Below are 25,786 nucleotides of genomic sequence, written 5' to 3' on the forward strand. Positions count from 1 at the left end.
TAGCCTGCCGCCTCAGACCACTCGTCGGTCAGCTGGATAGGAGCAACCTTCGGGGATACGTAACTGGCCGGCCAAACTTCCCGTGAGCGGCCGCCGGCAAAACTCAAACTCCCGCTCTAGCTCATCGGGCAGGAAACCTAGCCACGCCTGACCGTCAGCCAAAGCGCCGTCTAGCAAACCGCCCTCCGACATTGCCTGACGGTGACTGTGCCCCGCGCCGCTCATGGCACAAGGCTCGTGTTGGCCACCATAAAACCCATCAATGACGCGGCGGTCATGGGACGTGCGTAGCCAAACCCCTGTGCGAGATCACAGCCAAGCTGCCTCAGCAAAATCTGCTGCCGCGCCGATTCGACACCTTCAGCGACCACTTCCAGGCCTAGACTGCCCGCGAGCTGCATCACGCTCTGCAGCGTCTCTTGCTTGAGCGGGTTGGCTTCGATCTCCTGCAGCAGCGAAGGATCGAGCCTAATCGCGCTGAGGCGGAGTTGCCGAAGGACGTCGGTCGAGGTGTGTCCGACACTCACTTCATCCAGCGCAATTCGGCAGCCACGATCAGACAGCACTGTCAGCCGTTCCAAGGCGCCACCGGTCTTCAACAGATGCCTGCCGTCGGTCAGTTCAAGCTCCAGGTCAATGTGTCTCAGACCATTGCCGGCCAGTTCGGTCTGGATAAAGTCAGGCAGCCAGACATCCAGCTCCATCTGATTCGCCGTAACCTTGACGGCGACACGGTCGATCCGGATCCGGCGCTGTCGCATGTCGGCCATATCAGCAAAAGCCTGGCGCAGGACAGCTCGACCCAGCCACACAATCAGCCGGTCCTGTACCGCCTCCGGAAGGAACCGCTCGGGCATCACCAGTTCGCCCTGCTCGTCCAGCAGACGAATCAGCGCTTCCGCGGCAACCGGGCGGCCGGTCTCTACGTCGAATTGCGGCTGGTATTGCACGACCACGCGGTTGTCGTCGATCGCTCGCTTCACGTCCTCCATGCTCATCGAATACGACGATCTGGGCACGGAACGCAGTGCGGTGCTGGGTGATCGTAATGCGTTTACCGGGTTGGCAGCATCAGCCCGCAACAGGTCGGCACTCATATGACCGGCCTCAAAAGTGGTCGGCTTGGGAAACGGTAGGATGTTGTGTTGGTGAGCCATAGCGCTTACGCAGTTTTCTGCCTATCCAACAGGTAGCAAGCGCTATGCCAAAAGGGCCACATCGACCCGATAGCCCTAAAAAGACAAATATTTCAATAGGTTAATGATTTCTCTCGGGCGGCCAACGTAACGTCACACACCATTATTTTGGCTGCAGCAACATTTCGGCGCGGCTGCACCAAAATTCGGGTGTCTGGGAAAAACCGGCGGATGGATAGGCACGCGCGCGCAACGCTAACGAGTCGGAAAGCCTCAGGGTTCCAAGCAGGAGCCTCAATCAGTAGGACTGGCGGGCAGCCATCAGGCGACGGAAGTCATGCGGGCGACCGTTCGGTCCTCGAGGCTGAGCTCCGCCCCGGTAGAGCTGTCGAGAATAACCTTGCCGCTGTCGACCAAACGCGGCAGGTTTTCCTTCATGTCCACAAGGTCTTTTTGGGTGAGCAGCGAAGAGCCGCGGATGCTGACCCAGGCGTCTCGTCCGTTGTTTTTCGCCAGGTAAGCAGCGACATCCGAAGCGGCGACAACCTGTTCCCAACCCACGAGCTCTGGATCGCTTTCGACGAAAGGCATGGCCGTAGCGCCGACGGAGCCCGACAGTGTCGCCGTATCGCCGCTGGGCAGCAGATAGGGGGTATTACAAATCGTCGCTCGCACCTTTTCTGCCAGCGTCTCAATGCCCGCGAAGGTATCGGAATAGCCGAACAGGAGGAACTCATCGCCACCCCAGCGGACCGGCGCGTCGGACGCCCGGCAGCACGCGCTCAGGCGGTCGGATACGGCCTTGAGCACCTGGTCTCCGGCTTCGTGCCCGAAGCGATCGTTGATGGGCTTGAAGCCGTCGAGGTCTACCATGATGACAAAGAGCAGCCGCCCCTGCGTTGACGTGGACTCCGCTGCCGCCTCGTCATGCGGATGGTTCTGGCGCCTGAGCCGAGACAGATCCGTTTCGATGAACCGATGGACAAAGCGCCGGTTGCGCAGCCCGGTTAGCTGATCGGTAAAGCTCGCGTCTTCGATCTGCCGGTTGAGGGATATGAGCTCCTCGTTGCGTGCGGCCAGCTCGCTGGTGCGCTCGCTAACGATCTGTTCCAGGTGTAGTCGTCGCGAGACCTCCTGCTGTTTCTGACGCTTCTGGTTACGGATGAATAGCGCCAGAGTGAGGACTACGACGGTGACGTAGAGGGCATACGCCAGCGGGGTCAGCCAGGGCGGCGGACTGACGGTCAGCATGACCGACGCCCCCTCCTGATTCCAGATGCCGTTGCTGTTGGAGGCCTGCACCTGGAACGTATAGTTGCCCGGCGAGACGTTAGAGTAGATCGCGGTTCGCATCTCCGTCGATTCGTTCCACTCGTTGTCATAGCCTTGGAGCCGGTAGCGGTAGGCGTTCTTGTCGGGAGATACATAGTCGAGCGCCACAAAATCGAAGGCGACGAACGGGTCCCGATAGGATAGCTCGACCTGCGGCAGCTCGGCGGCGCCCGACCTTGCCAGCCGCTCGGTCCGCGAGCGTGCGACCAGATCAATCGCCGGTGGATGGGGGTTAAACGGCAGGTTGCGCGGTGAGAAGGCCACGAGGCCTGCGGTGCCGCCGAAGATCAGCCGGCCTGATTGACTGGCCAGGCGCGCGCCCTGGTTGAACTCGTTGTTGCGCAGACCGTTACTACGATCGAACTTCCGCACGCTCTGGCGTCTGGGGTCAAAGCCAAAGAGGCCACGGCTGCTGCTCAACCAGAGCCGGCCATCTCCGCCTTCGGCGATGCCGTAAATTCCCGACGCCAAACCGTCCGCCAGGCCAAAGCGCTGGAACTTCGGCAAACCCGCCGCCCGATCTCGGAGTGTCCAGCGAAGCAGGCCCTGCGCCATGGTGCCAATCCACATATCCCCGTCCGGGGAGAAATGGATAGCCCAGGGGGTTCCGCTGACGGGGTCGACACCCTCGTTGGTTGCGTATTCCTCGATATCGAAACGTTGGACCTGGCCGCTGGCCAGATCGAGACGGTTCAGGCCGTGGCTTTCCGTGCCCACCCAGAGCAAGCCCTCGGAATCCTGAGCCATGGTCAGCACCCGGTTGCTGCTGATCGATTGCGGGTCGTCGCTGGCATGCTGGAATCGCTCAAAGACGGGTTCGCCGGTTTCGATGCTCATGCGATTCAGACCGCCTTCCCAGATACCGATCCAGAGACTGCCGGCGCGATCGCTAAACAGGCTGGTCACCGCATTGCCGCTGAGTGACCGCGGGTTCTCCGGGTCCGAGCGGTAGCAGGTGAAAAAGTCATCACTCGTGAGCTCGCAAAGGCCGCCGGTGCGGGTTCCAGCCCACACGGTGCCGCTTCGATCGACGTGGACGGCCATCACCCGATCATCGCCGAGGCTGTTGGGATCATCGGGCCGGTGTCGATAGTGGCGAGCGTCACCGGTGTCGAGATTAATCCGGGAAAGACCGCCGCCATAGGTTGCGACCCACACCGTGCCGTCGACCTCCTCGGCGATGTTGGTCACGATGTCGGCATTGAGGAACCCGCCTTCGGTCCCGTACTGCGCAAACGTGTCGCTGACGTAGTTCCACACGCTCACGCCTCCGTGAGTTGCAACCCACAGAACACCGGACGCGTCCTGCATGATTGCGTTGATGCGATCGTTGGTGATGCTATACCGGTTCGCCGGGTCGCGTTTATAGGTCAGAAAAGCGGCCATCGACGGTCGCCATTCCGCCAGGCCAGACTCCGTACCCACCCAAAGCGTGCCGGCGCTGTCCTGGAAAATCGCCGGGACCTGGCCTGCACCGATGCTGTTAGGGTCGTTATCGTCGTGCTGGAAGCGATCGAACTGCTGAGTATCGGGGTTGAAGCGACTGATGCCGCGCTCGCTGGTGCCGACCCACAGCCGGCCTTCTGAGTCTTCAAACAGAGAACGAATCTCATTGTGACCAAGGCTCGTCGAATCCTCTGGGTCGTGGACAAACCGCGTGAACGACCCGGTGTCGCGATTCAGGCGAGCCAGTCCTCCGCCGTCGGTCCCCACCCAAAGGTATCCACGACGATCTTCCGCCATGGCTATCACCCTGTCGTCGGGCAGCGAATCGAAACGCTCGGGGTCGTTGCGGTAATAGCGAATGTCGCTCCCATCACGCTCGATGCCGACCAGCCCGATAGCGACCGTGCCGACCCAGATCCGTCCGTTGCTGTCCTCCATCACATCCCGGATCCGAGCAAAGGCGAGCTGTCCACCAAAAGGCGTTCGATCAAAGGAGTCGGTGGCCGAATCGTAGCGATTAAGGCCGCGCCCCGAGCCGACCCAGAGCTCACCGTCACTGTCCACCATCAGCGCCCGGAGAAAATTGTCGCTTAGAGATCGAGGGTCATCGGGCCGGTGTTCGTAAACCTTCACCTCGTGGCCGTCGTAGCGATTAAGACCCGACTGGGTCGCAAACCAGATGTAGCCCCGTCCATCCTGCACAACGTCGTTTACGAACTCGCTCGACAGCCCGTCTTCGGTAGACAGATTGGCAAACCGGATGTTGCGAGCCGCCGACTCGAGCGTCAGCGCCGCGCTGTAGCTGCTGACCAGCAGCGCAACCAAAGCAAGACCGGCACGAAGGCCGGCGCGGGAGGGAGCGTTCATGATCGATTCTCCTGATCGGCCAGCCAACGCTTGTAGGTCATGGGCGTCACGCCCATCAGCGAAGCGGCGGCGGCGGTGCGGCCACCCACCTTGGATCTGACACAGCGCAAGAGCGTGTGTCTTGAGCGATCCAGCAGGTTTCCGTCTTCCCCTTCTTTCTGACCCCCTTTCTCCACAACCTTACGGATCAGCGGTCTGACGGTTGCCCAGCTGTCCGAACGAACCTGAACACCGTTGGCGGCGTCAGCGCTCGCTTTCTCAAGCTGTCTTCGAAAGGTGGACTCGGGCACCTGAACCAGCTGCGCGGCCTGGCGGGCAACGCTGCCGCAGACCTCGTTCGCGTGCAGGATCAGGTCCTCGCTGAGCCACCGACCCAGCGGCGCCGGTCGACGTTCGTTGTTGGCCACCGCGAGCTCTACCTGACGCTCCAGCTCCTGCTGCAGCGAATGCCACGGGTCACCGGCCGGTATTGGAGCCGCGGCGGTTGGCGCTATGTGGGTCGGTGCGGGTTCGGCTGCTGGCTGGGCGGCCGCCAGGGCAGGCACTTTGGGAAGCACCACCGAGGGCTGTACCGGTAACGGCTCTGGTGAAGCGGAGGGGGCCGGCGCAACCGACAGCGTGCCGCTGGCCTGGAGGTCGATACTCGCTGCGTCCAGCGTGCCCGAATGGTGCGTCAGCACCGCGCGCAGGATGGTGTTCTGCAGCTCACGTACGTTCCCTGGCCAGTGGTGCTGGCGAAGCTTCTGCGCCACGTCTGCGGCCAGCTCGTGCACCGGTTTGCCGTTCTGCGCCGCAAACTTTTCCATGAAGTAATGCGCTAGGGGCAGGATGTCGTCCGGCCGCTCTCGGAGCGGCGGGGCGTCCACGGCGATCACCCGCAATCGGTAGTAGAGATCCGCGCGAAAACGCCCGGCCACCACCTCCTTGTCCAGCTCCCGGTTTGTCGCGGCGACGATACGAACATCGACGCTGCGGGTCTTGGCGCTACCGACCGGCGAGAATTGTTTTTCCTGTACAAATCGCAGGAGCTTGGCCTGAATGGCCAGGGGCAGCTCGCCAATTTCATCCAGGAACAGCGTGCCGCCTTCCGCGCGCGCTATGTGGCCTTCGGAGGCACGGTCTGCGCCCGTATAGGCACCCTTGGTGTGGCCAAACAGCTCCGCCTCCAGCAGCGATGCCGCCACGGCGCCGCAGTCAAACACGACAAACGGCTCATCCCGACGATTGCTCAGCTCGTGTACCGACTGTGCCAATACCTCTTTACCCGTGCCGCTTTCGCCGATGATCAGGACCGTTGCGTCGGTGGGCGCCACGCGGCTGAGCAGCTGGAGTATGTCGTGCATTGCATCCGACTGATAAACCAGCTTGCTGTGGTTCAACGCCTTGCGCAGACCCTGCACCTCCCGACGGAGGCTGCGGCTTTCGCGATCTTTTTCTTCGATCTGGCGCGACGCCAGCTCGGCACGGTCGATGGCCACCGCCATCTGGGAGGCGAGCGCATTGAGGAACACGACGTCGGAAGAATCGATTTTGAGCGTGTCCGCCCGGCCGTCCATAAACAGGCAGCCGAGATTTTGATTGTTGGATACCAGCGGTACCGCGTAGGCCGCCGCGCCGGATCCGTTGGGCAAAGAGCGGGCAACCTGACCGGTTTCGATCGCGTCGGCAACCAGCTTTACGCTGCGCTCGTTAAGCCGCAGCGGCCGACCGGCAACCCGATTATCCGGAGCCGTTTCGTCACGCAAACTGCTCGCCATGGTTTCGAACCCTTCTTCGCCACGTTGCAGCAGTCCGAGCCGGTCGGGCCGGAACGCCACCGCGAGCCGGTCGACAAAAGCAGCAGCAATCGCTGACGGTTCATTTTGGGTCGACACAAGGGCCACCGTGTCCCAAAGCAGCAGCATGTTGCGGTAGTCTTTTTCCGTGTCAGCCGCAAAGATCCCGGTCAAAGGATTCATGGCGGCACGCTCATGGTCCTCCAGCTTGAGACCGGTGACGCGGCTCTGGGCACCGCCGGACAGGCGCGCGCTGTTGAGCGCGGCGTCAGCGCCGTCACACAGCATACGTTCCAGGTCGTCGAAATTTTCCAGATCGTCAGGCAGCGCTACCGCCGCTCCCACGCTGAAGGTCAGCGGCAGGTCGTCATCGAGATAGCCGTGAGAGGAGAGCTCCCGCCGAACCTTTTCAGCGGTGACGCGCGACTGATCCAGGTCGGTCGCCGGCAGGACCGCGGCAAACACGGCGCCGCTGTAGCGGAACAGTCCATCGGTAGACCGGAGCGTCGATTCAAGGCTGCCGGCTATTTCCCGAATCGCTGCATCCCCACGGCCCCGGCCGTGCCGGCAGTTGATCATGGCAAAATCATCGGGGTTGATCAGCATCAGCGAGATCGCCCGGCTGCTGCTGCGCATAGCGCTGATCGCGCGGCGGAGAAAAACCTGCATGTGGGTGCGACCAGGTAAACGGCTCACCGGGTCCAACGTCAGGCTCGACAGGTAATAGACACTCCAGGCCATGCGAAAACACACGCCGGTCAACATCTCCAGCGCCGCCTCGGTACTCGCACCGTCCTCGATATCGTGCTTCAGCTCGGCCACCAGGCGAGCCACCTGCTTGGCGTCGCGCATGCCGATCCAGAGCGCGCCATCACAGGGTGGTGCGGTACGAACCACCGGATCCTGGCGACGCTCACCGCTTTCGCGGCGGGCCGAGATGGGCTGTGGTAGCAGACGTCGGAAAGAAACCCGCAGGAGCGTACCGCCGGCTTCGGCGCTCGCAAACTCCGTTACCGGGTTTTCGTCGGGCTCGGTGCTCAGATGGCTTGAGACAAATTGCCAGGCGGCATCCTCGTCGATCAGCTCCGGCAAGGCCTCCGCATCGCCGGCGTTTGCCAGAAATAGGGATCGGCGCTCCAGGGGCTCCAGGTGCAGCGCCAGCGTCGCCTGGCGGGCGCTGGCCAGGTGGCGGAAAACGTCGAGGAACTCGAGCAGTAGATCAGGTTGCTGCATCGCAGTCCCCTAGCCTTGGGCCGCCAGGCCGTCACGAGCCTCGATCCAGCTCGCCAGACTCTCGCGGGACACCTCACCCAGCGCGGGCGGCAACGCGTCCGGCTCCGGGCTACCGTTGCGGCTCAGCAGCCACTCGGCGGCCAGCACCGATCGCGAAACAATCGTAAGTGGTTCGTTGAACGACTCCGCATGGCTGGCGGCGACAGCGTCCACCACCGGGTCCGGCAAATTCCAGAGCGTCAGCACCATCGAACCCAGCTCACCGTGGGAGATACCAAAATTTTCGCGTTCCAGCCGAGCCAATTCACTTTCATCGCCCGCACAATCGGCCCACATGGGTTGGTAGGTGGCGGATTCATTCTGAAACAGGACGATCAGGCCGATGTCATGCAGCAGCCCAGCCAAAAAACTGTGGCTCGCGTTTGCGCTCGAGCCTTCCTCCAGCCGGCAAATGGCGCGAGCCAGCATGGATACTTCAAAAGAATGGTTCCACAGCATGTCCAGGCGCAGGCCCGGCGGCGGCATGCCGGAAAACAGGTGGGCCGCGAGGACAAGCCCGAGCAGCGTTTCAGCGCCCATCAGGGTGATCGCATCAGCCAGATCCCCTACGGTGCCTGGCCGGGCGTAAAAACCTGAGTTGGCAATTTTGAGCGTTCGGGCGACCAGCGCCGGGTCTCGACCAGCAATTTCCGCCATCTTGGCCGCCGTCCCAGCCGCGCTGTCCAGCTGCTCGCGGATATCGAAGTACAGTACCGGAGGCGAAGGCACTTCCTGGAACCGAGAGATGATGCGCTGCAGCTTTTTGTGTTGAGAGGAGTGCGAGGAAACCTTGGCTGCTGCGCGCAGGCTCATGTGGAGATCACCCAGATCAGCACCCCCCGCCAGAATCTGGTGGGCTCCTTTGACTCGGACGGCGGGCGATTCGGACAGCGCGAGTCGAATGGCGCCCGGCGTGGTGCTTCCCACCTCTGAGAACAGCGACTCACATTCGTCGACATCCCCGAGGCGAGCCAGAACAATATCGCTGGTGCGGTTTTTGAGCTGAGCGAGGGCACCGGACCCGTTGACGCTGTGGAGAATTGACCAGTCGGGCTCGCGCGCGCCGACAAACCGCTGAATGTTCAGCAGCGCCTCGTCGCGTTCTCCCACCAGCAGTAAGTCAGTCACTCCGATTCCCCACAATTTACTGCGCAGACCGAAATAACGGCGCGCGGTGGCAAAAGCTTTAGCCAGTAGCCAAAATTTTGGTTGATGGCGCTTTTGACAGCCGGTCAGGTCTCGATTGAGATTCCGGCGAGCAGTCCCGGTGGGCCGCAGTGACGTTGTTCACAACTTTGGGAGCCATCTTTGGCTAGGGTTCGGACTTTCGATTAAGCAGCAGAACCTTTGATGAGATTTCGTGTGTCATTTTTGGCGGCTGTCCTCTTTATGAGCGTTGCGGATAGCGTCAGCGCCCGGCAGGGAGCGCCGCCAATGAGCCAGAGACAGGCGTTGGCGCCGGCCGCAGAATATCGGCTGCCGGCGCTCGCCGAAGAGGTGCACGCATCGCAGGCGAAGACGCTGCTTAAGGTTCCCGATAAAGATGCTGAGCCGCTAGCATTTGCCGTTCCGGTTGCCACCGACATCTCGGTTGCGACCCATGGCACCTGGACCGCTACGCAGGGCGGCCGGCTCTGGCGCCTTACCTTTCGTTCCGATGGCGCCACCGACCTGAACTTTGGCTTCCGCCGCTTACACCTGCCTCCAGGCGCAACGCTGCACCTGCTGAGCGATACCGACGTGATGCCGGGGTACTACGACGGTGCGTACACGCATCGTGACAACCGTCAGCATGGCGAATTCTGGTCGGCACCGATCCCGGGGCCCGTCGCGACGCTGGAACTTTTTGTGCCCGACGGAGCGGAAGATAAGCTGGCGCTGAACCTCACCCAGGTTGGCGTCGGTTTCCGCGATGTGTTCAAACTCTATGGCGGGCCGGGCCTGCAGAAACAGGGAGCCTGCAACAATGACGTCGTGTGCCCGGAAGGAGAGCCCTGGCGCGACCCGATCCGCGCCGTGGCGGCTTACACCGTCCGGGGTATCGATACCTGCACCGGCACGCTGATCATGGACGCGGAGGGCACCTTTGCGCCGTTTTTTCTGACCGCGTTTCACTGCGGCGTGACGCCGGGCAACGCCGCCTCGGTGGTCACCATCTGGAATTATGAGTCGCCGAGCTGCGGACAGCTTGGCGGTGGCTCCCGACTACAAACGGTGTCCGGCGCCGAGTTCCGCGCCAGCCGGCGCGACACCGACGTGGCGCTGCTCGAGCTCAGCGCAGCGCCGCCACCGTCGTTCAATCCTTACTGGGCCGGCTGGGACCGATCGGAGGACATCCCGCAGGGGAGCGTGGCGATTCATCACCCGGGCGTCGATGAGAAGGCGATCAGTTTCAACACCGACCCGCTCAGCTACGGCAATAACTGTATCGCCAACGGCGACAACACCCACTGGGTTGTCGACAACTGGGAGGACGGAACCACCGAACGTGGCTCCTCGGGCTCGGCGCTGTTTCATCCAGACAATCAAGGTGTCATCGGCTTCTTGTCGGGTGGCACGGCGTCATGTTCGTCTATCACTTTTGACTGCTACGGACGTTTTGGGGCGAGCTGGCTTGGGGGGAGCGGGGACAATCAGCGCCTGCAGCCCTGGCTGGATCCGAACAACAGGGGACCGCTTCGCGTTGCTGGCGGAGATCCGGCGCGCGACGTGTTTCGCGATGGATTCGAAAACTGACCCGCCTCAGGTGGCGTTGACGAGCGCCTCCCAGCGCTTGAGCATTTCCTTCAGCAATTCCTCAAACGCGGGCCTCCCCCGAAGGGGCGCAAAAAACGGATCAAACGACGAGAGGTAGGGGTAGTTAGTAAAGCCCCGCTCCATGGCCGTCCGCAGCCATCGTTCAGCGCCGTCATAGTCTCCGGCCACGGCCAGTCCCTGGGCCAAGGTTCGCGCCAGCATTTCGTTTTCCGCGGCCGCAGCCTCGGTGTGGGGCGCCACCGGGCCTTTGCTTTTGCCGGCGAATAACGCAGCAACCTGCACCGCGGGGTGTCCCATCGCTTCCTCGGGGAACTCCGCAAAGGCCTCCGCCACCTGCTCATGCCTTTCGTTTAGCACGTAGGCCCAGATGCAAAAGAGCCGGGCAAACGGATTGGCAGGATCCATCGTCAGCATTTTCTCGTAGGGCTGGATGGCGGCGGAGAAACGGCCCTGCAGTACCGCTTTCCACCCCGGCATGCAGCTGGTGAGCGGCGTCAGCGGGTCGATCAACAGCAGACGCTCAACATGCGCCTCGCTTTCGTCCAGCATTCCTGCGATCAGCAGGCAGTTGACCAGCAGCGACAGCGAATCGACGTCGTCAGGCTCCGCGGCAATCGCCATGCGCAAGCAGTCGATTGCCTGGGCAACATTTCCGCGTGTGTAGGCCAGCCATCCTTTGAGCTGCAGACCCTCAACGGCAGCAGGGTCCTGATCGAGGATTCGACGGGCACAGGTCTCAGCTTCCGCCAGCGGTTTTTCGCTGAGATCAATGCCCGCCTCCCGGTACTGAAGCCAGGTTCGGCCGAGGGAGCCGAGCAGCTGCGGGTTATATCCGGCAATGTCGATCGCCCGGTGCAGCAACTCCACCGCTCGGTCGATCGCTTCGCGCCGCCAGCGGAAAGCCTCCTGTCGGGCCTGAAACATGAGTCGCCAAGCCACCGTGTCGTCCACAGAACGAGTGGACAGCGAGCGCTTCTGTTCCGGTGTCAGATGGAGTTCCAGCGCATCGACAATTCTTCGCGCGACCTTTTCCTGGATCGAGAAAATGTCTTCCAGCGTGCCGTCGAATGTGGCTGTCCATAGCTGCTCATCGCGGCGAGGCTCGATGAGCCGGGCGGACACCCGTAGCGCGTCACCCGCTACACGCGTTGTTCCTTCAAGAAGATGCGTCACCTTCAGCTGGCCGGCGATCGTCCGGGCCTCACGCTTCACGCCTTTGAACATCATGGAGGATGTCCGGGAGGTCACCCGAAGCTCCGGCAACCCCGACAGCTTGCTGATGATTTCGTCGGTCAGTCCGTCGGCAACGTATTCCTGCTGCTGCTCGCCGCCCACAAATTCAAAGGGCAGGACAGCGATGGATCGCTCGGTATCTTGGGCAACCGCCGTCGGTTCAATAGCGGCAGGGCGTTGATTCAGCTCCCCTCGTCGCTGCCAGGCGTCCAGCTCGCTTTCGTAGGCGTAAACGCTGGCGCGACTCACGTGCTGCTGGCGGTGCACCGGGAGCCCTTCGGTGGCTTCCCAGCGACGCGCGGTGCGCACGCTGCACCCCAGATAACGAGCGATCGCCTTCCAGGATTTGAGGCCGGGCTTTTCCGTTTTTTCTCGCACCGGAATAGTTTACCGGGGGCAGATCAGGACATTAAGGGTCAATAGGGGTCATGGCCGCTGGTGTCGATTGCTCCAGCGCCCCCCCGGAGCAAACCTAGGCCCCAAGCAACTTCGCTTTTGACTGGAGACATCGACATGCAAAACTCATTACTGCTCGGCCTGATCACCCTCACCGCTTGCGCCACAGCAAGCGCCGAACCCCGCCCGCCCTTTTTCTGGGAACAGGGTTGCGACAGCAATCTGGTGCAGTGCGTTGACGTCACGGGTGTTGGCGTGCACCTGTTCTCGACGGCGCAGGTACACTCCCAGGCGCCGACCGATACGGGTTTTATCCAGCGCAGCACCGACATTATCGAGTTGGACGGTGACCTGCAGGGCCGGGTCCTTTACCACCCGGTGTCAGAATTCGACTTCGCCGCCGGAACGCTGGTGAACACCGGGCATCAGGTGTTCTCCGGAACCGTCCTGGGTTCAGAGCCCGTGCTGATTGTCGACAACAGCTACCGCTTTGACGTCGACCTGCAAACCGGGTTGACCGAAGGACGCGTACGATTGGAATTTCCTATCGCCGGACCGCGAATCCAGTGCCGGCTGAACATCTCTGGTGATGGCACGCGAGACGCCAACGGCGACGCGGCTGTTTCCTATACCGGCGTTTGCCGCTTCCAGAACCCACCCAGCGACCAATAGGGCGGGAGGGCCCTGTTCGGGCGGCCTGTGGGTTGCGGGCCGCCTGCTTTTTGGCAGAGCTGGGGTTTAGGGGCTCTCGAAATTGCCTCCCAAAAAGATGACGTCGTTGACGATCGCCTGCTGGTTCTGCGGCATAAGAAAGATGGTGGGGACGTTGGTCTGCTGGTTCGGTATCACCTCAAAGGCGTCTGAAATGCCCGGCTCATAACCCAACTTGTAGGCTTCAAGTACCTCATCTGAAGAGTTCAGGTTAGCGCCGACAAAATCGCCATCTGCATTCGATACCGAAAAGATGCCGGACGGCGCAAACAAGAACACACCTGACAACGGTTCCTCGGTAACAGCATCAATAACATCGCCGGTAAAAACCCCTACCTCCTGGGGCGCGCGACTTCGGTTACCACCAGGAGTGAGAGAAACCTGATAGCTGCCTTCAGCATGACCAGGGCACCCTTGAATGCGCAGAAAATCAGATGATCCGTTCCGCCTGGGAAGCGTTACGGTTTCACCGGGAACGCAGTTCCCCAGAGATATCTGTGTCGGAGGAAAGCCGGCAAACTTATTTTCAAAATAACGCGACACGCGGAGCGCGAGCTCCGGAGCCGGCGTCACGCTCACCGAAAGCTCTTTCCAGGAAATTTGCAGAACCTTGAACTCGTTCTGATCGATCAGGAACCAGTCTACGTCACTCTCACCGCGCAGCTCGCCCTCCAGTTCGAAAGGCTCGGTGATCGGTTCAAACTGTTCGGAGATCGTGGCTGACCCTGGGAGGTCCGCGAGCGGAAACACCGGCAGCTCGGAGTCGTTGAGCTGCAGCGCAACACACCAGTAGTCGAGCTCTAGATCGTCGGCACCCACATTCGCCACATCCAGTTTCCACGGCTTGTCCCCAACCGTCGGGCCGTTGCGAAAACGGGCGAGACTCTGCAGCGGCTCGACGTAGCCGACGAGCCCTTTGCCTACATCGCAGCGCTGCTCGGAAGGCCAGACAAAGGTGTCTGCAAATACGGCGTTCAGATCGGGCTCCGGGCAGCCGTCAAAAGTGACCTCGCCGTTAGAGGAAAGGCCATTTGCCAGTACTGCAGACACGTCGGTCGGCGCCGTAACGGTCAGCGTCAATTCACGAATAGACGGATGCCTGAGCTTTGCCGCGACCAGCGCGTTGCTGACCCGTCGTTCGGGATCAACTGCAGGACACTGTGCGTCCCCAGTCGGGCTACACGACCCAGTCACAGCGAAATCCAGCTCGCTCTCAATGGTCGGTCCCGAATCCCGGTCAGTGCTGCAGCGCACCACCACCTCACCCTGGAACTGCTCACCAATCCTAAGTGCGTCCGGGTCAAAATACTGCAGCGATATGATGGCAGGCGGGCCGGGCTCCGTCAGTCCGTCATCGGCAAAGACCTCAAAATAGGCATCTTGCCCGTTGACGCTCGGCGGCGGAGAACCTGTCATCTCACCGGTATTTGGGTCGATAGAAAAGTGCGGCGGCAGGTCGGGCGCGGTGTAGGTCAACGGCGAAAGCCCGTCGTCGGAAAACAGCGGCGCCAGGTCCAGCGTGGCCGAGTCGTCCACCGGCAGTGTGTGCACCGGGAGTGCGCCAGAAACCAAGGGCGGCAGATTCTCAAGATCTTCGCCAACCACTTCAAAACACAGATTGCTGCCGGTAGCCTCTCCGCGGCAGGTACTGGCGGGGCCAAAGTCTTCGCAGGCGATCCCGGAGATGTTGCCGAGCGTATCTCGGATCGCCCAATCGCGATCCGCGGCGGGCGGCGGCGTGCCGATGAACTGGCGGATTGCCCAGATCGGGCAGCTTTCCGGCGTAGGGCAGGTACCGGGGATATTGACCTGCTGACGCTGGCTGATCGACATCCAGTAGCGGCCCTCGGCGAGCATGCAGCTACCCTCTGGCAGGTCGACCTGAAAGTAGCCGTTGGCGATTTCTGGGCGGTCGACAACAATCTCAATCGCAGTACCAACGTGGCTGCAAACGGGGTCTGACTCGGGAAGGTTATCCTGCTCCCGATAGACTCTGACCCACATGGAGGTTCCGATGACGTCAGCGTTTCCGGAGCCTCTCGCGGCGCTTACGTTCCAGATTTGGCCAGCGGGCACCACAAAGTCATCAGCGCTTTCAACGTTGACCGTTTGCACGAAGAGCCGCCCGAATCGCTCAACCCGAAACGTACTCTGGGCGGGATAGTTCAGGGCGAGCAGGCAGGAGCCGCTACGCTGTGACCAGAGCGACTGAGATTGTGCTGAAACCACCGATGTCGACAGACTCAGGAGGGTCAGAACAGCCCAGCGTCCCCAAATCGCCGGGAAAAAACCTTTACTTTGAATCATATGGAGCTCCCTGCCGTCAGTATAGCGGGTGTATCGGAGCTGGGAGCTAGGGGAACGGCCGATGCAGCGGCCGTACTGCAGACGGTTAGTGAAGCAGTTTTTGAACGCTCATCTTCACCTTGCGCCAATCACGCTGACTCAGGGAGGGGCTCGGCTTATCGGCGACCATGCCGAGACAGACGCTGGCTACCGGCTTGGCGCCGATCGCTTTAGCAGACCATCTTAGCTGGCGTAGCGAACTGAACGCCGGCCGAGCCAGCCAGACGGGCGCTGACGATGAGGCGATGATCACCGCCGGCTTCTGTCGGCTCCTGGCTTTGCGGTAAATCGGCCCGCGTGCGCCCCAGGGCCAGTAGGCATATACGGTCAGCCGCTCCATAAACCGCTTAAACAGCGCCGTCACGGTTCCCATATTGGTGGGAGACGCAAGTACGACCGCGTTGGCTCTTTCGATTTTTTCGATGATCTCGGCCATACCGTCACCGAGCACACAGGCGCCCGGACTGCATCCTTCGCGCTGGGTGCACTCGCGGCAGTTCAGACAGAACTCGATCGGCTCATCTCGCAGGACCACGGATTCAACGCAGGCGCCTTCGTCCTCGAGTTCACGGGTGATTTCGCGCAGCACCTGATCGGTCACGCCGTCCTTGCGGTAAGAGCCGTTAATGGTGACCACTCTCATATCAGCAACTCCTTTGCCAAGGCATCCAGCATGCAGAATTGCTGGGGCGCGGGAAACCGTGGAAAACCGAGAGTCGCATAGCGCTGTGCCCAAGACACAAGGCATAACCCGGTTCCCGCCAAAACGACTGTGCGATGGGCGCTGCAAACTCGTTGGACCTAAAGAGAGCGAGCATTTGCGCAGCAGGAATCAGGCACACGCAGGCTCGCATTTGTTGGCAGCACGATCAATATGCGATGGGAGAAACCATGTCCGGCAAGCTGCTTAGCGCCCTGGCGGCGGGGCTGATTTTCACGACGGCAACCCTCGGGGCCACCTTCAACGTCACACGCACGGACGACCCGCTTCCGGATGGCTGCGCCGTGGGCGACTGCTCACTTCGCGAGGCGATTACGGACGCCAACACGACGGTCGCCTCCGACGACATCAACGTACCGCCCGGCACCTATCTCATCGATTTGGTGGGCAACGACACGCTGGAAACCGGCGATCTGGATATCTCAACGGATATGACGATCACGGGTCCAGCAACGCTGGATGGGCAAATGCTCGGGCGAATCATGGACATTCGAGACGGAGCACAGGTGACGCTGAGCCAGCTACGCATTCAGAACGCCGACACGTCGCTGGCTACCAACGGCACACTCAACGCCGGCGCCGTGCAGATAGACGACGGCAGCCTGACGCTGCGCGACGTGGTATTTATCGGCAATTCGAGTCAGGGACTGGGCGGCGCGCTTTACGCTCGCGGCACCGCCACGCTCGACATTGCCGACTGCGCGTTTGTCGACAACCGCGCAGACAACGGCGCGGGGATTTTTGCCAATGCCAATGTCAGCGTCCGAAACACGCTGTTCAGCGGCAATACGGCATTGCTGCGCGGCGCAGCGCTCTACCTGAGCGGGTCGGATGCCGACACCGTGCTGGAGCAGGTGAGCCTTATCGACAACACGGGCGAGGGTTCCGGCGGCGGCGCGATCCTATTCCTGGCTCGTAGCCTGATGCTGGACGGGGTGGAGGCTACAGACAACCGAACGCTGGGCGGCGCGGGTGGGGTTATCGGCGTGACCGGCACCGGGCACAGCAAGACCGTCACAATTCACAACAGCTGGTTCAACAATAACGCCGCTTCGGACGGAGGCATGATCTCGTTTGTCGACGATGATGACCTGCTCGAAATCGCTCACAGCACCATCTCGAACAACACGGCTGAGGACGACGGCGGCGGAATCTATCTCACCGGCGGAACGATCAACATCACCAACACGACCTTCAGCGGGAACGAAGCGATCGATGACGGCGGCGCCATCTATAACTTCAGCGCGGCGGCCAGCCTGGAACACGTGACCCTGACAGGCAACCTCGCGGATCGTGGCAACAGCATTCGAGTCACCGGTTCGAGCGACGATCTGCAGGCAACGTTCGCCAACACGCTGATCAACGGCGAGTGCAGCATTAACAGTGCGGACAATGTAACCAGTTTGGGTGGAAATCTCGAAGGTCCTGGAAGCACCTGTGAGCTCAACCAGCCGTCCGACCAGGCGAGCATGACACCCTCAGAGCTGGGCATTACGCCCCTTCGAAGCAATCCCGGCGCCGCCCCCACGCATGAGCTAACCGCCGCCAGCCTGGCACGGGAGGCCGGTCTCGGACCAACCTGCGATGCGGTTGCCGTCGATCAACGATTTCAGCCCAGACAGAACCCGTGCAGCGCGGGCGCCGTTGAGTCCAACGACCTCTTTCGCGATGGATTTGAGTCAGTCAGACCGCTGGGCAGCACCGTGACGGTGAATCTCTAAGAGCAGGTCCGGCTGGTCGCCTTGCCGGGAACACTGTGTCATTCTCCAGGGCCTGCACCTTGGGACCCGAGAGGTTCGAATGGCGGAAACCATCGGCAAGCCGTTTGTCGTTCCCTGCGCTGATCTCACCAGCGAGGCTCCTTGGCGCTGGCTCCGCCTCGGCTGGGACGACTGGCGAAGGGCTCTAGGCCTTTCGTTGCTGTTTGGTGTGGTTATCCTCTTGGTCAGCGTCGCGGTATCGGTGCTCGCCTGGTACCTGGGCAGCTTCGCGCTGCTGGCGGTCCTGCTGTCCGGTTTTGTCTACGTAGCTCCGCTGATCGCCGTCGGTCTCTACTGCGTCAGCCGACGGCTTGAAGAGGACCGCAGGCCAAGACTGTCAGAGTCGTTCCTGCTGGCTCGGCGGGTGCTGGGGCAGGCCGGGGTTTTTGCATTGATCCAGTTTGTCATTCTGTTGGTCTGGTCGCGGGCCGGCATGATGCTCAACGCGTTCTTTCCGATCGAATCTGGACAGACTGCGGTGCTGATCCAGTTCCTTGCCGTGGGCAGCGCCATCGGCTCCATTTTTGCCGCGCTCACCTTTGCCAGCGCCGCCTTTTCCCTGCCCATGATCGCCGATCGAAACACCGACATGGTCACCGCATGCGTATCGAGCATCAACGCCGCGCTGCGAAATAAGTGGGTCTGCTTTCAGTGGGCGGCGATCATTGCCGTCCTCACCGGGCTCGGTTTCGCCACGGCCTATCTGGGGCTGGTGGTCATCATGCCGTGGCTCGCCTACGCCGCCTGGCACGCCTATCGGGAAACGCTGGATGCCTCCGGCTGGGAGCGGTTGCCTTAGCGGAATCAGAGGAGCATGGTTAGAAAGTTCGGCAATCGAGCGACCCGAGGGCCGCTGTAACGGCCTAACCGCGGCAATCGTCGACGAAAATGGGCCGAAACCCCGGTTGAGACCATGCACATTGCCGTATAATCTATGCGTATATATGTTTCTCGATTGACTGATTTATCTGGAGTTTGCCCATGACCGCACCCAAATCTGCTAAACGCCGTCAGCTCATCGGCGGCGCCGTGGGCATGGCCCTGACCCCGGTGCTGCCGGCCTTCGGCAAGGCCATTCCCACCTACGACGTGGTTGTGGTCGGCGCCGGTCTCTCGGGGCTGCACGCCGCCACGCTACTGGAAGAAAACGGCCTGACCGTTCAGACGCTTGAGGGAAGAAACCGGATTGGTGGGCGCGTCTACACGCTGATGGATATCCCTGGTAAGCCCGAAGCGGCTGGCGAACTGATCGGCGGCAACTACGCCAGAATGATTCAGGCGGCCAAGAAGATGAACCTGGAGCTGATCGATCCCGATCGGCTAGGCGCCGGGTCGAAGTGGTACTTCCGCATCAACGGTCAGAATATTCGCAGCGAAGACTGGTCGGGGCATGAGCTCAACCCGATGACGGGCAAGGATCGGGAGCTGCTCCCGAGCCGGTATCTGTTCGAGCTTTCCCATCGGGATAACCCGCTCTCCGGTCAGCCTCTGGACGCGTGGATTCGGCCGGAATTTGCTAAATACGACATCCCCCAAAGCCAATACCTGAAGCAATACCTGGGCTACAGCGACGAAACCATCAGGCTGATGAACACGGTGGTCCACACCGATCATCTCGACAATACGTCCGCGCTTCACGAACTGCGACGCTACGCCGTGGGTGAGTTCAACCGTCGCGTCTCAAGCGCCGGGACCGGCAGCCCGCTTACGCTGCAGATCAAAGGCGGCAACTCACGGCTCCCTTACGCCATGGCTCAGAGCCTGGAAAATGGTGTTCTCACCGGCAAGACGGTGTATGCCTTCGAAGATCGCGGATCGGAGGTGATCACCCATTGTGGCGACGGTACTCGTTATCGTTCGCGCAAGGTTGTCTGCTCAATGCCCTATCCGGTGATGAAAAGCGTCAAGTTTCTTCCCCGCCTGTCCGCCCGGATGGAAGCCGCCATCGACGAAATCGACTACGGCATTTCGATCCAGGTTCACTACCTGCTGAAACGCAACTTCTGGGAGGACGACGGCCTGCCGCCCAACATCTGGAGCGATGGCGCGTTCGAACGCTTTGCCGTACTGACCCGCGGCGAAAATGGCGCTCCATCCTCAGCGATTGCGTTTATCAACGGCAATGAGGCCTACAAGTACAACTTCATGACCGATCAGCAGGCGATGGACTACACCACCGCCAAACTGATCGAAGCCCGCCCCTCGATTAAAGGCGCCCTCGAGCCGGTGCTGGTGCAGTCCTGTCATCGCGACGTGCACGGTGCCGGCGACTGGGTCTTCTGGCGACCCGGGCAGGTGACCCAATATGCCGCTCACATGCGGGATGCCCACGGCAATATCGAATTCTGTGGTGAGCACACCGCGCTGCTGGAACGCGGCATGGAAGGTGCGTTTGAGTCAGGGGAACGGGCCGCCATCAGCGTGCTCAGCGCCGCCTGACGTTTTGGAGGCCGACGAATGACCAGAAAATCAGGCCGGCATGCCGCGGTGGGTGCCGCCCTGCTGCTACTGGCTCAGGGCAGCATCGCGGACGACAACGTCAATCGCCACGCGCGCGACCTTAAGATTTTGACCGAATGGTTCGCCGGGGAATTCGACAACGAGGAGCAGCGCTGGTTTGAAAACGACCCGCGCGCGGCGGTCCCGGAGGATGAACGGGAGATTCGGGTCCATACCATCCATCGGCGGATCGACATGCCTACGCTTGGCGAACACGTCTTTTACGTCGAGGAGTATCGCGATAACGATCCGGCCAAGGTGTTTCGCCAGCGGCTGGTGACCTTCAGCGCCAGCGGAGGGTCCGCGACGATCGAAATGCGGCAAGGGTTTTTTAGTAATGCCCAAGCGCTGGTTGGTGCGGCTCGGGAGCCCAGCAAGCTGGCTGACCTGACCGCGGAAGACGTGAGATTCATGAACGACATCGACCCGAGCAGCGACTGTACCGTGCATTGGCGACGTGTCGGCGCCCAGTTTCACGGCGCGATGGCGCCCAAAAAATGTGTGTTTGGCGAAGGCGAAAAGCGCCGCTACTCAATCCACAACCTAGTGCTTTCGGAGGATCACTACTGGCGCGAGGACGGGTCGTACTACCTGGCCAACGACGCCCACGCGGCGGGCAGCAGACGAGGCGCCTACACGCAGATGCGACGCGCCAACGAGTTTGTCTGCCAGGTCACGTTCCGATCCGAAGACGGCAGCAGCCAAACGGTCGAGGACCTTCGCCTCATGAGCCAGGGTGGGACTTTTGAGGTTACCCGCGAATCAGACGGCAAAGTGTTCGCCGCCCTACTGCGCGATAAACAATATCCGTACTACGACGAGCGCCCGGACTTCATCTACTTTTCCTTTCGGGAGAAGGGTGCTCCGCGCTCGCTGGTTTATACCGTCCACGACGTGAACTCTCGACGATTAGGTTTCAACACCCAGGGTATCGGCGCCCACTGCCATCGACGCGGCTATGACTTCCGCGAGCCGATCAATGAGCTGTAGCCGACACCTCTACCGCATCCAGCTCGTGATACGTGAAATCGCCGGCCGCCTCCATGACCTCGTCCGTCTCCGCGTTGACGATTCGGTCGCGAAACCAGAAAGTATCGGGACCTAACAGCACCTGATAGTCGAAGTATCGCTCACCAAACACGCAGGCCTTGGGCGGCATCGTCATGTGCAGTTTTTCTCCCTGAGGACGAATCGTTAGATCGCAGTTATCCGGGAGCGGTGACATGTCCTCAGGAAGGAGGTCGGACAACAGACTCAAGTCTTTCCAGGCACCGACATAACGCTCCTTATCTTTGAAGTACCAGAGCTTGACCGTCACCTGATCCGTCGCCGGATCGGCACCAAGCGTATAGATGCGCTGTCTGAACATCGCGTTGGGGTCGCCATGCTTGGTCTCCTCGACGTACAACACCGCGTCGCCGAAGGCGGGCAGATCCACGTGTCGATAATGCGAGGTGACCTCGATGTGACCCGGCTTGCCGCTACCGTCGGCTCGCCACACAGGCTTGCCGGCCGCAACAAGCCGGCCGATCTGGTTGTCGTTATTGTAGTCGCCGGGCCACCACTCAAGCACCGTCGACGCAACGTCACCGCCCTGGGCCCGAGCCGGATTCTCAAAAACCGAGATAACAAGAGAGGACAGGAGGAGAAGAAAGGTCGCGCAGGAAACGGATTTAGACATCGCAAGACAACTCCAGGTAAGCTTTCAGCCCTACCGCTGAAAGACGCGTCATTCACATTTGAGCATATTATACGCTCATATGTGTTACCTTTCTTTCTGAATTTATCGTCCTGCCGCCGCCATAACGGATTGAATCATGCCCGTAAAAGCTCGCGAAACGCATCAAGCGCCCCCCAGCAACGCCGCACCGACGGGTCGCGTTACCCACCTTGCGACATGCCTTCGGATGGCAAAGACATTGATTTCAGCCGCAGCCATGCTGGTCGTTTCGGGCACCGCGCTGAGCCAAACAGGCGCGGAAGCGGAAGGCAGTTTGACCCGTGATCCGGCGACGCTGAAACGCGGAAAGATTCTGTTTCTGCAGTGCCAGGCCTGTCATTCGCTTGGGGCCGGTGAGGCTCACCGGGTCGGGCCCAACCTGCACGGGCTTTTTGGCCGCAAGGCGGGTTCAGCGGAGGGGTTCAACTACTCCGAGGCCATGAAAGCGACAGGCATCGTTTGGGATGTCGACGAACTGGACGCGTTCATCACGATGCCGTCCACCAAGGTGCCCGGCACCATCATGGCGTTCGCCGGCGTCGCCGCTGAGGGTGACCGAGTTGCGCTGCTGAGCTATCTTAGAAGCCAGACTAATCCTTGAGCGATAGCGCCATGCCCGCCTACATGATTATTGCTGCCAAAATTCACGACCGCGATGGCTTTAAGGCCGGGTATGGCGCTGCAGCGGCGGCGCTGGTGAAACAGTTTGGGGGAGAATACCTGGTGCTGGGCCCCGGCGCTGAGCTTCTTGAGGGCACGCTGGAAGGTTACACCTCTATCGCCATATCAAAATGGCCCGATCGAGCAACGGCCAAGGCGTTTTGGGAGTCGGACGAGTATGCCGAGGTCAAGAAGCTTCGAGAGGGCCTGGTCGATGTCGAAGTGCTGCTGGTCGACACCCCGGCCTAAGCACACCAGCCAACCCAGATTTCCCTCGGCTAGAGGTAGCGCGGTAAGGCTGGCTGGCCCGGGTCGACGAGCAAGCCGATCATCCGCGACAACGCCTGCACGCGCTCCCGCGCTGGCCCGATCCGAGCCGCCATCGCCAACCCCTCTTCTAACCTTCGGTGCCGCGTCAAACCAAAGACCATGTCACGCTGCGCCGCGGCATAGAGGGGTCGCCCGAACAAAACAATGTCGCTGGGAATCTCGCTAAGGACTGTATTCGCCAGCTGAAAGTCACCGGCGAACGCCGCGCTTCCACAAATCTCGTAGTAAGACCACAGCCGCAGCTGTTCCGAAGGCTCTTGCTGAGCAATTTTTGACGCTTCTGGCAGCAGCGCTCTAGCGGCGGTGTGGCGTTTGATATCGGCCATTTCAGAGGCGATCCGACTGATGGCGCGCGCCTGCTGCTGCAATGAACCGGCCTCGCGAGCAGCCGCCACCGCCTCGGAAAATAGCCGGTCCGCGCGGTCGCTTTGCTTCAGCGTATCCATCACCACAGCCGCTTCGCGCAGCGCCCCGGCGACAAAGTAGCCCTCAGACAGGCTGCGGGCGGCGTCCGACGCGGCGGCCAGCGCCGCCAAGAGCTCGTCCTCGCCCGCATGCCCGGCGGCCTCCGCAGCGCTGTGTGCATAACCGACCGCCTGGTAGTACCTGAGCCCGCTGCTTATACCCCCGACAATCGCCGTGGCCGCAGCAAAATCCTCTTGTGCACGAAGTGTGGCCAGCTCTTCGAGGGTTCGCGCACGGTAGGAAGACTGTGTTTCGGTTTCTTCTGGCATCGCGAGGGCCGCCGACAAGACCGACGGGACTCCCTCCATGATGGCCCTTGCCGCAAGCAACCTGCCGAGCAGATCCGACCGTTTGTCGCCCGCTGGAATCTGCTCCAGCGCCCTTTCTGCGGCGCTGAATACGTCAGCGGCGAGACCCTCAGCTTGCTGCAGCGCCAACGCTTCGGCGCCAGCGGTCAGCTGGCTGGCGCGGGATTTTGGATCGGGTTCACCGCCGGCGCGTGCCACCGCTTTGAGCAACAGGGTCATCGCCTCTCGCTTCCTGCCGACCGCGGCCTCGGCCCGAGCAAGCTCCAGCGCCGCATCCACCCAGTCTGCTCTGGACTCGATCGAGGGCAACGCGTCATGCGCCGCCTCAAGCAGGCAATCGGTTGTAACGCCTTCTGAGCACGCGAACGCTGCACAAACAGAGGCGTACAGAAAGAGCGCGGGCAGGAACACCGTTTGAATTCTCATGATCATTGACTGCCATATCGAGACATATATGTTTATGATACATGAACATATAAATATCACCGCGGCAGGCGAAAAGACCCGATGGCACACGATTTTGGCGACCGTAATCTCGCAAACTGGTCTCGAAGACGGACCATTCGCTCACTGGCCGGCCTGGCTGGCGCGGCACTGCTGCCGATACACCACACGCTAGCACAGCCCAAAGGCAGCGACGTATTAATACTCGGTGCCGGCCTTGCCGGCCTAAACGCAGCGCTCATCCTTGAGGAAGCAGGTTTCCGGGTTCAAATTCTCGAGGGCACAAACCGGATTGGCGGCCGGGTGCACACCGCTTCAGCGGACGAGGTGCCGGGTTACCCGGAGCTTGGCGGCAGCGGCATCGGCTCTCAGTACGCTCGGCTGCTCTACGCAGCTGAGAAGTATAAGGTGGGCATGCAGGCGGCGCGCCCGCGAACCGAAGGCCGCCGCGGCAAGCTTATGTACTATGTCGGCGGGCAGTCGATCCTGCCAGATCAATGGCCTGAGCACGCGTCGAATCCGTTTTCGCAGCCGGAACTTCGCAAAACGCCGCTGCACGTCTTTCAGTTCTCGCTTTATGGCGCTCCACATAACCCATTGCCGAAAGGTGATCTCGCCGCATGGCAGAGTGGCCAGTATGCGAAACACGACATCTCGGTTTACCAGCTGATGACTCAGCGCGGCATCAAGCCGCAGGCCATCAAGCTGGCTGCCGGGACCAATATGAGTTACGGCAGCAGCACGCACGATCTCTCGGCCCTGATGGGCTACCAGTCCAGCAATATGGTGCGCACGCTGTACACCGGTCGGGAGCGGGCCGGCGGGCCGCAGGCGGCGGTTGGCGGCAACCAGCGGATCCCGGAAGCGATGGCAACAGGCCTTAAGGCGCCGCCGCTGTTCGGTCAGCACGTGCGCGCCATCGAATCCGACAGCACGGGTATTTCGGTCTCGACCCTTGGAGGTCAAACTTACCGCGCCAAGCTCTGCATTTGCACGGTACCGTTCAGCGCCCTTCGCCATATCCACATTGCGCCTTACCTGGAAGGCGGACAGGCGGAGGCTGTGCGGGAACTCGGCTACACGCCGGTTTTTCAAGCCCACTTCCTGCCGACCAGCCCTTACTGGGAAGAAGACGGGCAGCCGCCCAGTATGTGGACCGACCGGCTGCCGGGACGGTTCATGGCGCTGCAGAACGACCCGGAACAGCCCGACCGCATCACCAGCTGCCTGTCGTTTGTCAACGGCGAGATGGCGCGGTATCTGGATCGGTTTGAGCCGCAACGCGCGGCACAAATGATTGTGGAGGAGCTGGCTCGGATACGACCGAGCACCCGAGGCAAGCTCAAACTCCTCAAGGTCCTATCTTGGAATCGTTCACCCTTTTTTGGGGGCGCCTACGCCTACTGGAAGCCCGGTCAGATCACGCGGCTGTCCAAAGTGATGCGTGAACCGTGGCAGCGAGTACATTTTGCCGGCGAGCATACGGCCGTCATGAATCGCGGTATGGAGGGCGCCATGGAGTCCGGCGAGCGTGCGGCTTTTGAAGTCCTGGGCAGGCTGGGCTAAGTCATGAGTCACTCAATCGTGAGCAGCACCGCCCTGAACCGA

General features: G+C 61.2%; 18 protein-coding genes. 9 read left to right on the forward strand and 9 right to left on the reverse strand.

The annotated features are described in order from the left end of the window. Positions 1-221: 221 nt before the first annotated feature. From AAF358_02195 to AAF358_02210, 4 genes are all read right to left on the reverse strand, one after another. A complete protein-coding gene (locus AAF358_02195; GenBank protein ID MEM7704329.1) occupies positions 222-1,157 on the reverse strand; it encodes an EAL domain-containing protein in 936 nt (311 codons plus the stop codon). Between the two features lie 300 nt (positions 1,158-1,457). Then, the gene (locus AAF358_02200; protein ID MEM7704330.1) at positions 1,458-4,781 is read right to left on the reverse strand and encodes a two-component regulator propeller domain-containing protein; all 3,324 of its coding nucleotides are present in this window, start codon (positions 4,779-4,781) and stop codon (positions 1,458-1,460) included. Next, complete coding sequence (locus tag AAF358_02205) at positions 4,778-7,789, reverse strand: sigma 54-interacting transcriptional regulator (protein ID MEM7704331.1); 3,012 nt, start codon at positions 7,787-7,789, stop codon at positions 4,778-4,780. Before AAF358_02205 ends, AAF358_02200 begins: the two co-directional genes overlap by 4 nt. Positions 7,790-7,798: 9 nt before the next feature. Continuing rightward, complete coding sequence (locus AAF358_02210) at positions 7,799-8,956, reverse strand: HDOD domain-containing protein (protein MEM7704332.1); 1,158 nt, start codon at positions 8,954-8,956, stop codon at positions 7,799-7,801. A gap of 306 nt (positions 8,957-9,262) precedes the next feature. Between AAF358_02210 and AAF358_02215 the strand changes: the two genes are divergently transcribed. Beyond that, the gene (locus tag AAF358_02215) at positions 9,263-10,564 is read left to right on the forward strand and encodes a hypothetical protein (GenBank protein MEM7704333.1); all 1,302 of its coding nucleotides are present in this window, start codon (positions 9,263-9,265) and stop codon (positions 10,562-10,564) included. A gap of 6 nt (positions 10,565-10,570) precedes the next feature. Here the strand turns inward: AAF358_02215 and AAF358_02220 are convergent, their stop codons facing one another. Then, complete coding sequence (locus AAF358_02220) at positions 10,571-12,196, reverse strand: tetratricopeptide repeat protein (GenBank protein MEM7704334.1); 1,626 nt, start codon at positions 12,194-12,196, stop codon at positions 10,571-10,573. A 135-nt stretch (positions 12,197-12,331) separates the two neighbouring features. Here AAF358_02220 and AAF358_02225 point away from each other — a divergent pair, with 135 nt between their 5' ends. Further along, on the forward strand, positions 12,332-12,886 hold the full coding sequence (locus AAF358_02225) for a hypothetical protein (protein ID MEM7704335.1): 555 nt from the start codon (positions 12,332-12,334) through the stop codon (positions 12,884-12,886). Between the two features lie 66 nt (positions 12,887-12,952). Here the strand turns inward: AAF358_02225 and AAF358_02230 are convergent, their stop codons facing one another. Next, entirely contained in the window at positions 12,953-15,232 is a 2,280-nt protein-coding gene (locus AAF358_02230; GenBank protein ID MEM7704336.1) for a hypothetical protein, read from the reverse strand. Between the two features lie 85 nt (positions 15,233-15,317). Further along, positions 15,318-15,914 (reverse strand): flavodoxin family protein, encoded by a 597-nt coding sequence (locus tag AAF358_02235; GenBank protein MEM7704337.1) that lies wholly within the window; start codon positions 15,912-15,914, stop codon positions 15,318-15,320. A 248-nt stretch (positions 15,915-16,162) separates the two neighbouring features. On the opposite strand from AAF358_02235, the gene AAF358_02240 reads away from it, so the two are divergent. The 4 genes from AAF358_02240 (at position 16,163) to AAF358_02255 (ending at position 21,241) form a co-directional block, all read left to right on the forward strand. Continuing rightward, positions 16,163-17,713, forward strand: coding sequence for a choice-of-anchor Q domain-containing protein (locus AAF358_02240; GenBank protein MEM7704338.1), 1,551 nt, complete (start codon positions 16,163-16,165; stop codon positions 17,711-17,713). A 79-nt stretch (positions 17,714-17,792) separates the two neighbouring features. Continuing rightward, the gene (locus tag AAF358_02245) at positions 17,793-18,551 is read left to right on the forward strand and encodes a DUF2189 domain-containing protein (GenBank protein MEM7704339.1); all 759 of its coding nucleotides are present in this window, start codon (positions 17,793-17,795) and stop codon (positions 18,549-18,551) included. Between the two features lie 182 nt (positions 18,552-18,733). Next, positions 18,734-20,191: an NAD(P)/FAD-dependent oxidoreductase gene (locus AAF358_02250; protein MEM7704340.1), complete on the forward strand. Its 1,458-nt coding sequence runs from the start codon at positions 18,734-18,736 to the stop codon at positions 20,189-20,191. Between the two features lie 18 nt (positions 20,192-20,209). After that, positions 20,210-21,241 (forward strand): chromophore lyase CpcT/CpeT, encoded by a 1,032-nt coding sequence (locus tag AAF358_02255; GenBank protein ID MEM7704341.1) that lies wholly within the window; start codon positions 20,210-20,212, stop codon positions 21,239-21,241. Here AAF358_02255 and AAF358_02260 read toward each other — a convergent pair. Continuing rightward, positions 21,228-21,932 carry a chromophore lyase CpcT/CpeT gene (locus tag AAF358_02260; GenBank protein MEM7704342.1) on the reverse strand — a complete coding sequence of 235 codons (705 nt, stop codon included), beginning with the start codon at positions 21,930-21,932 and terminating at the stop codon, positions 21,228-21,230. The genes AAF358_02255 and AAF358_02260 overlap by 14 nt on opposite strands. Positions 21,933-22,170: 238 nt before the next feature. Here AAF358_02260 and AAF358_02265 point away from each other — a divergent pair, with 238 nt between their 5' ends. Together AAF358_02265 and AAF358_02270 are read left to right on the forward strand one after the other, a co-directional pair. Next, on the forward strand, positions 22,171-22,572 hold the full coding sequence (locus AAF358_02265; GenBank protein MEM7704343.1) for a cytochrome c family protein: 402 nt from the start codon (positions 22,171-22,173) through the stop codon (positions 22,570-22,572). Next, complete coding sequence (locus AAF358_02270; protein MEM7704344.1) at positions 22,569-22,880, forward strand: DUF1330 domain-containing protein; 312 nt, start codon at positions 22,569-22,571, stop codon at positions 22,878-22,880. Before AAF358_02265 ends, AAF358_02270 begins: the two co-directional genes overlap by 4 nt. Before the next feature lie 29 nt (positions 22,881-22,909). Here AAF358_02270 and AAF358_02275 read toward each other — a convergent pair whose 3' ends face one another. Then, on the reverse strand, positions 22,910-24,160 hold the full coding sequence (locus AAF358_02275; GenBank protein MEM7704345.1) for a hypothetical protein: 1,251 nt from the start codon (positions 24,158-24,160) through the stop codon (positions 22,910-22,912). 81 nt (positions 24,161-24,241) lie between these two features. On the opposite strand from AAF358_02275, the gene AAF358_02280 reads away from it, so the two are divergent. Continuing rightward, positions 24,242-25,744, forward strand: coding sequence for an NAD(P)/FAD-dependent oxidoreductase (locus AAF358_02280; GenBank protein MEM7704346.1), 1,503 nt, complete (start codon positions 24,242-24,244; stop codon positions 25,742-25,744). Positions 25,745-25,786 lie beyond the last annotated feature (42 nt).

It is taken from the genome of Pseudomonadota bacterium, from assembly GCA_039033415.1.
Taxonomy (GTDB): domain Bacteria; phylum Pseudomonadota; class Gammaproteobacteria; order Xanthomonadales; family SZUA-38; genus JANQOZ01.

Bases quoted from the DNA above. Each gene is read 5' to 3' on its own strand.
- AAF358_02195 (MEM7704329.1), bottom strand. From the start codon at position 1,157: ATGGCTCACCAACACAACATCCTACCGTTTCCCAAGCCGACCACTTTT.
- AAF358_02200 (MEM7704330.1), bottom strand. From the start codon at position 4,781: ATGAACGCTCCCTCCCGCGCCGGCCTTCGTGCCGGTCTTGCTTTGGTT.
- AAF358_02205 (MEM7704331.1), bottom strand. From the start codon at position 7,789: ATGCAGCAACCTGATCTACTGCTCGAGTTCCTCGACGTTTTCCGCCAC.
- AAF358_02215 (MEM7704333.1), top strand. From the start codon at position 9,263: ATGAGCCAGAGACAGGCGTTGGCGCCGGCCGCAGAATATCGGCTGCCG.
- AAF358_02225 (MEM7704335.1), top strand. From the start codon at position 12,332: ATGCAAAACTCATTACTGCTCGGCCTGATCACCCTCACCGCTTGCGCC.
- AAF358_02230 (MEM7704336.1), bottom strand. From the start codon at position 15,232: ATGATTCAAAGTAAAGGTTTTTTCCCGGCGATTTGGGGACGCTGGGCT.
- AAF358_02235 (MEM7704337.1), bottom strand. From the start codon at position 15,914: ATGAGAGTGGTCACCATTAACGGCTCTTACCGCAAGGACGGCGTGACC.
- AAF358_02240 (MEM7704338.1), top strand. From the start codon at position 16,163: ATGTCCGGCAAGCTGCTTAGCGCCCTGGCGGCGGGGCTGATTTTCACG.
- AAF358_02245 (MEM7704339.1), top strand. From the start codon at position 17,793: ATGGCGGAAACCATCGGCAAGCCGTTTGTCGTTCCCTGCGCTGATCTC.
- AAF358_02250 (MEM7704340.1), top strand. From the start codon at position 18,734: ATGACCGCACCCAAATCTGCTAAACGCCGTCAGCTCATCGGCGGCGCC.
- AAF358_02255 (MEM7704341.1), top strand. From the start codon at position 20,210: ATGACCAGAAAATCAGGCCGGCATGCCGCGGTGGGTGCCGCCCTGCTG.
- AAF358_02260 (MEM7704342.1), bottom strand. From the start codon at position 21,932: ATGTCTAAATCCGTTTCCTGCGCGACCTTTCTTCTCCTCCTGTCCTCT.
- AAF358_02275 (MEM7704345.1), bottom strand. From the start codon at position 24,160: ATGAGAATTCAAACGGTGTTCCTGCCCGCGCTCTTTCTGTACGCCTCT.
- AAF358_02280 (MEM7704346.1), top strand. From the start codon at position 24,242: ATGGCACACGATTTTGGCGACCGTAATCTCGCAAACTGGTCTCGAAGA.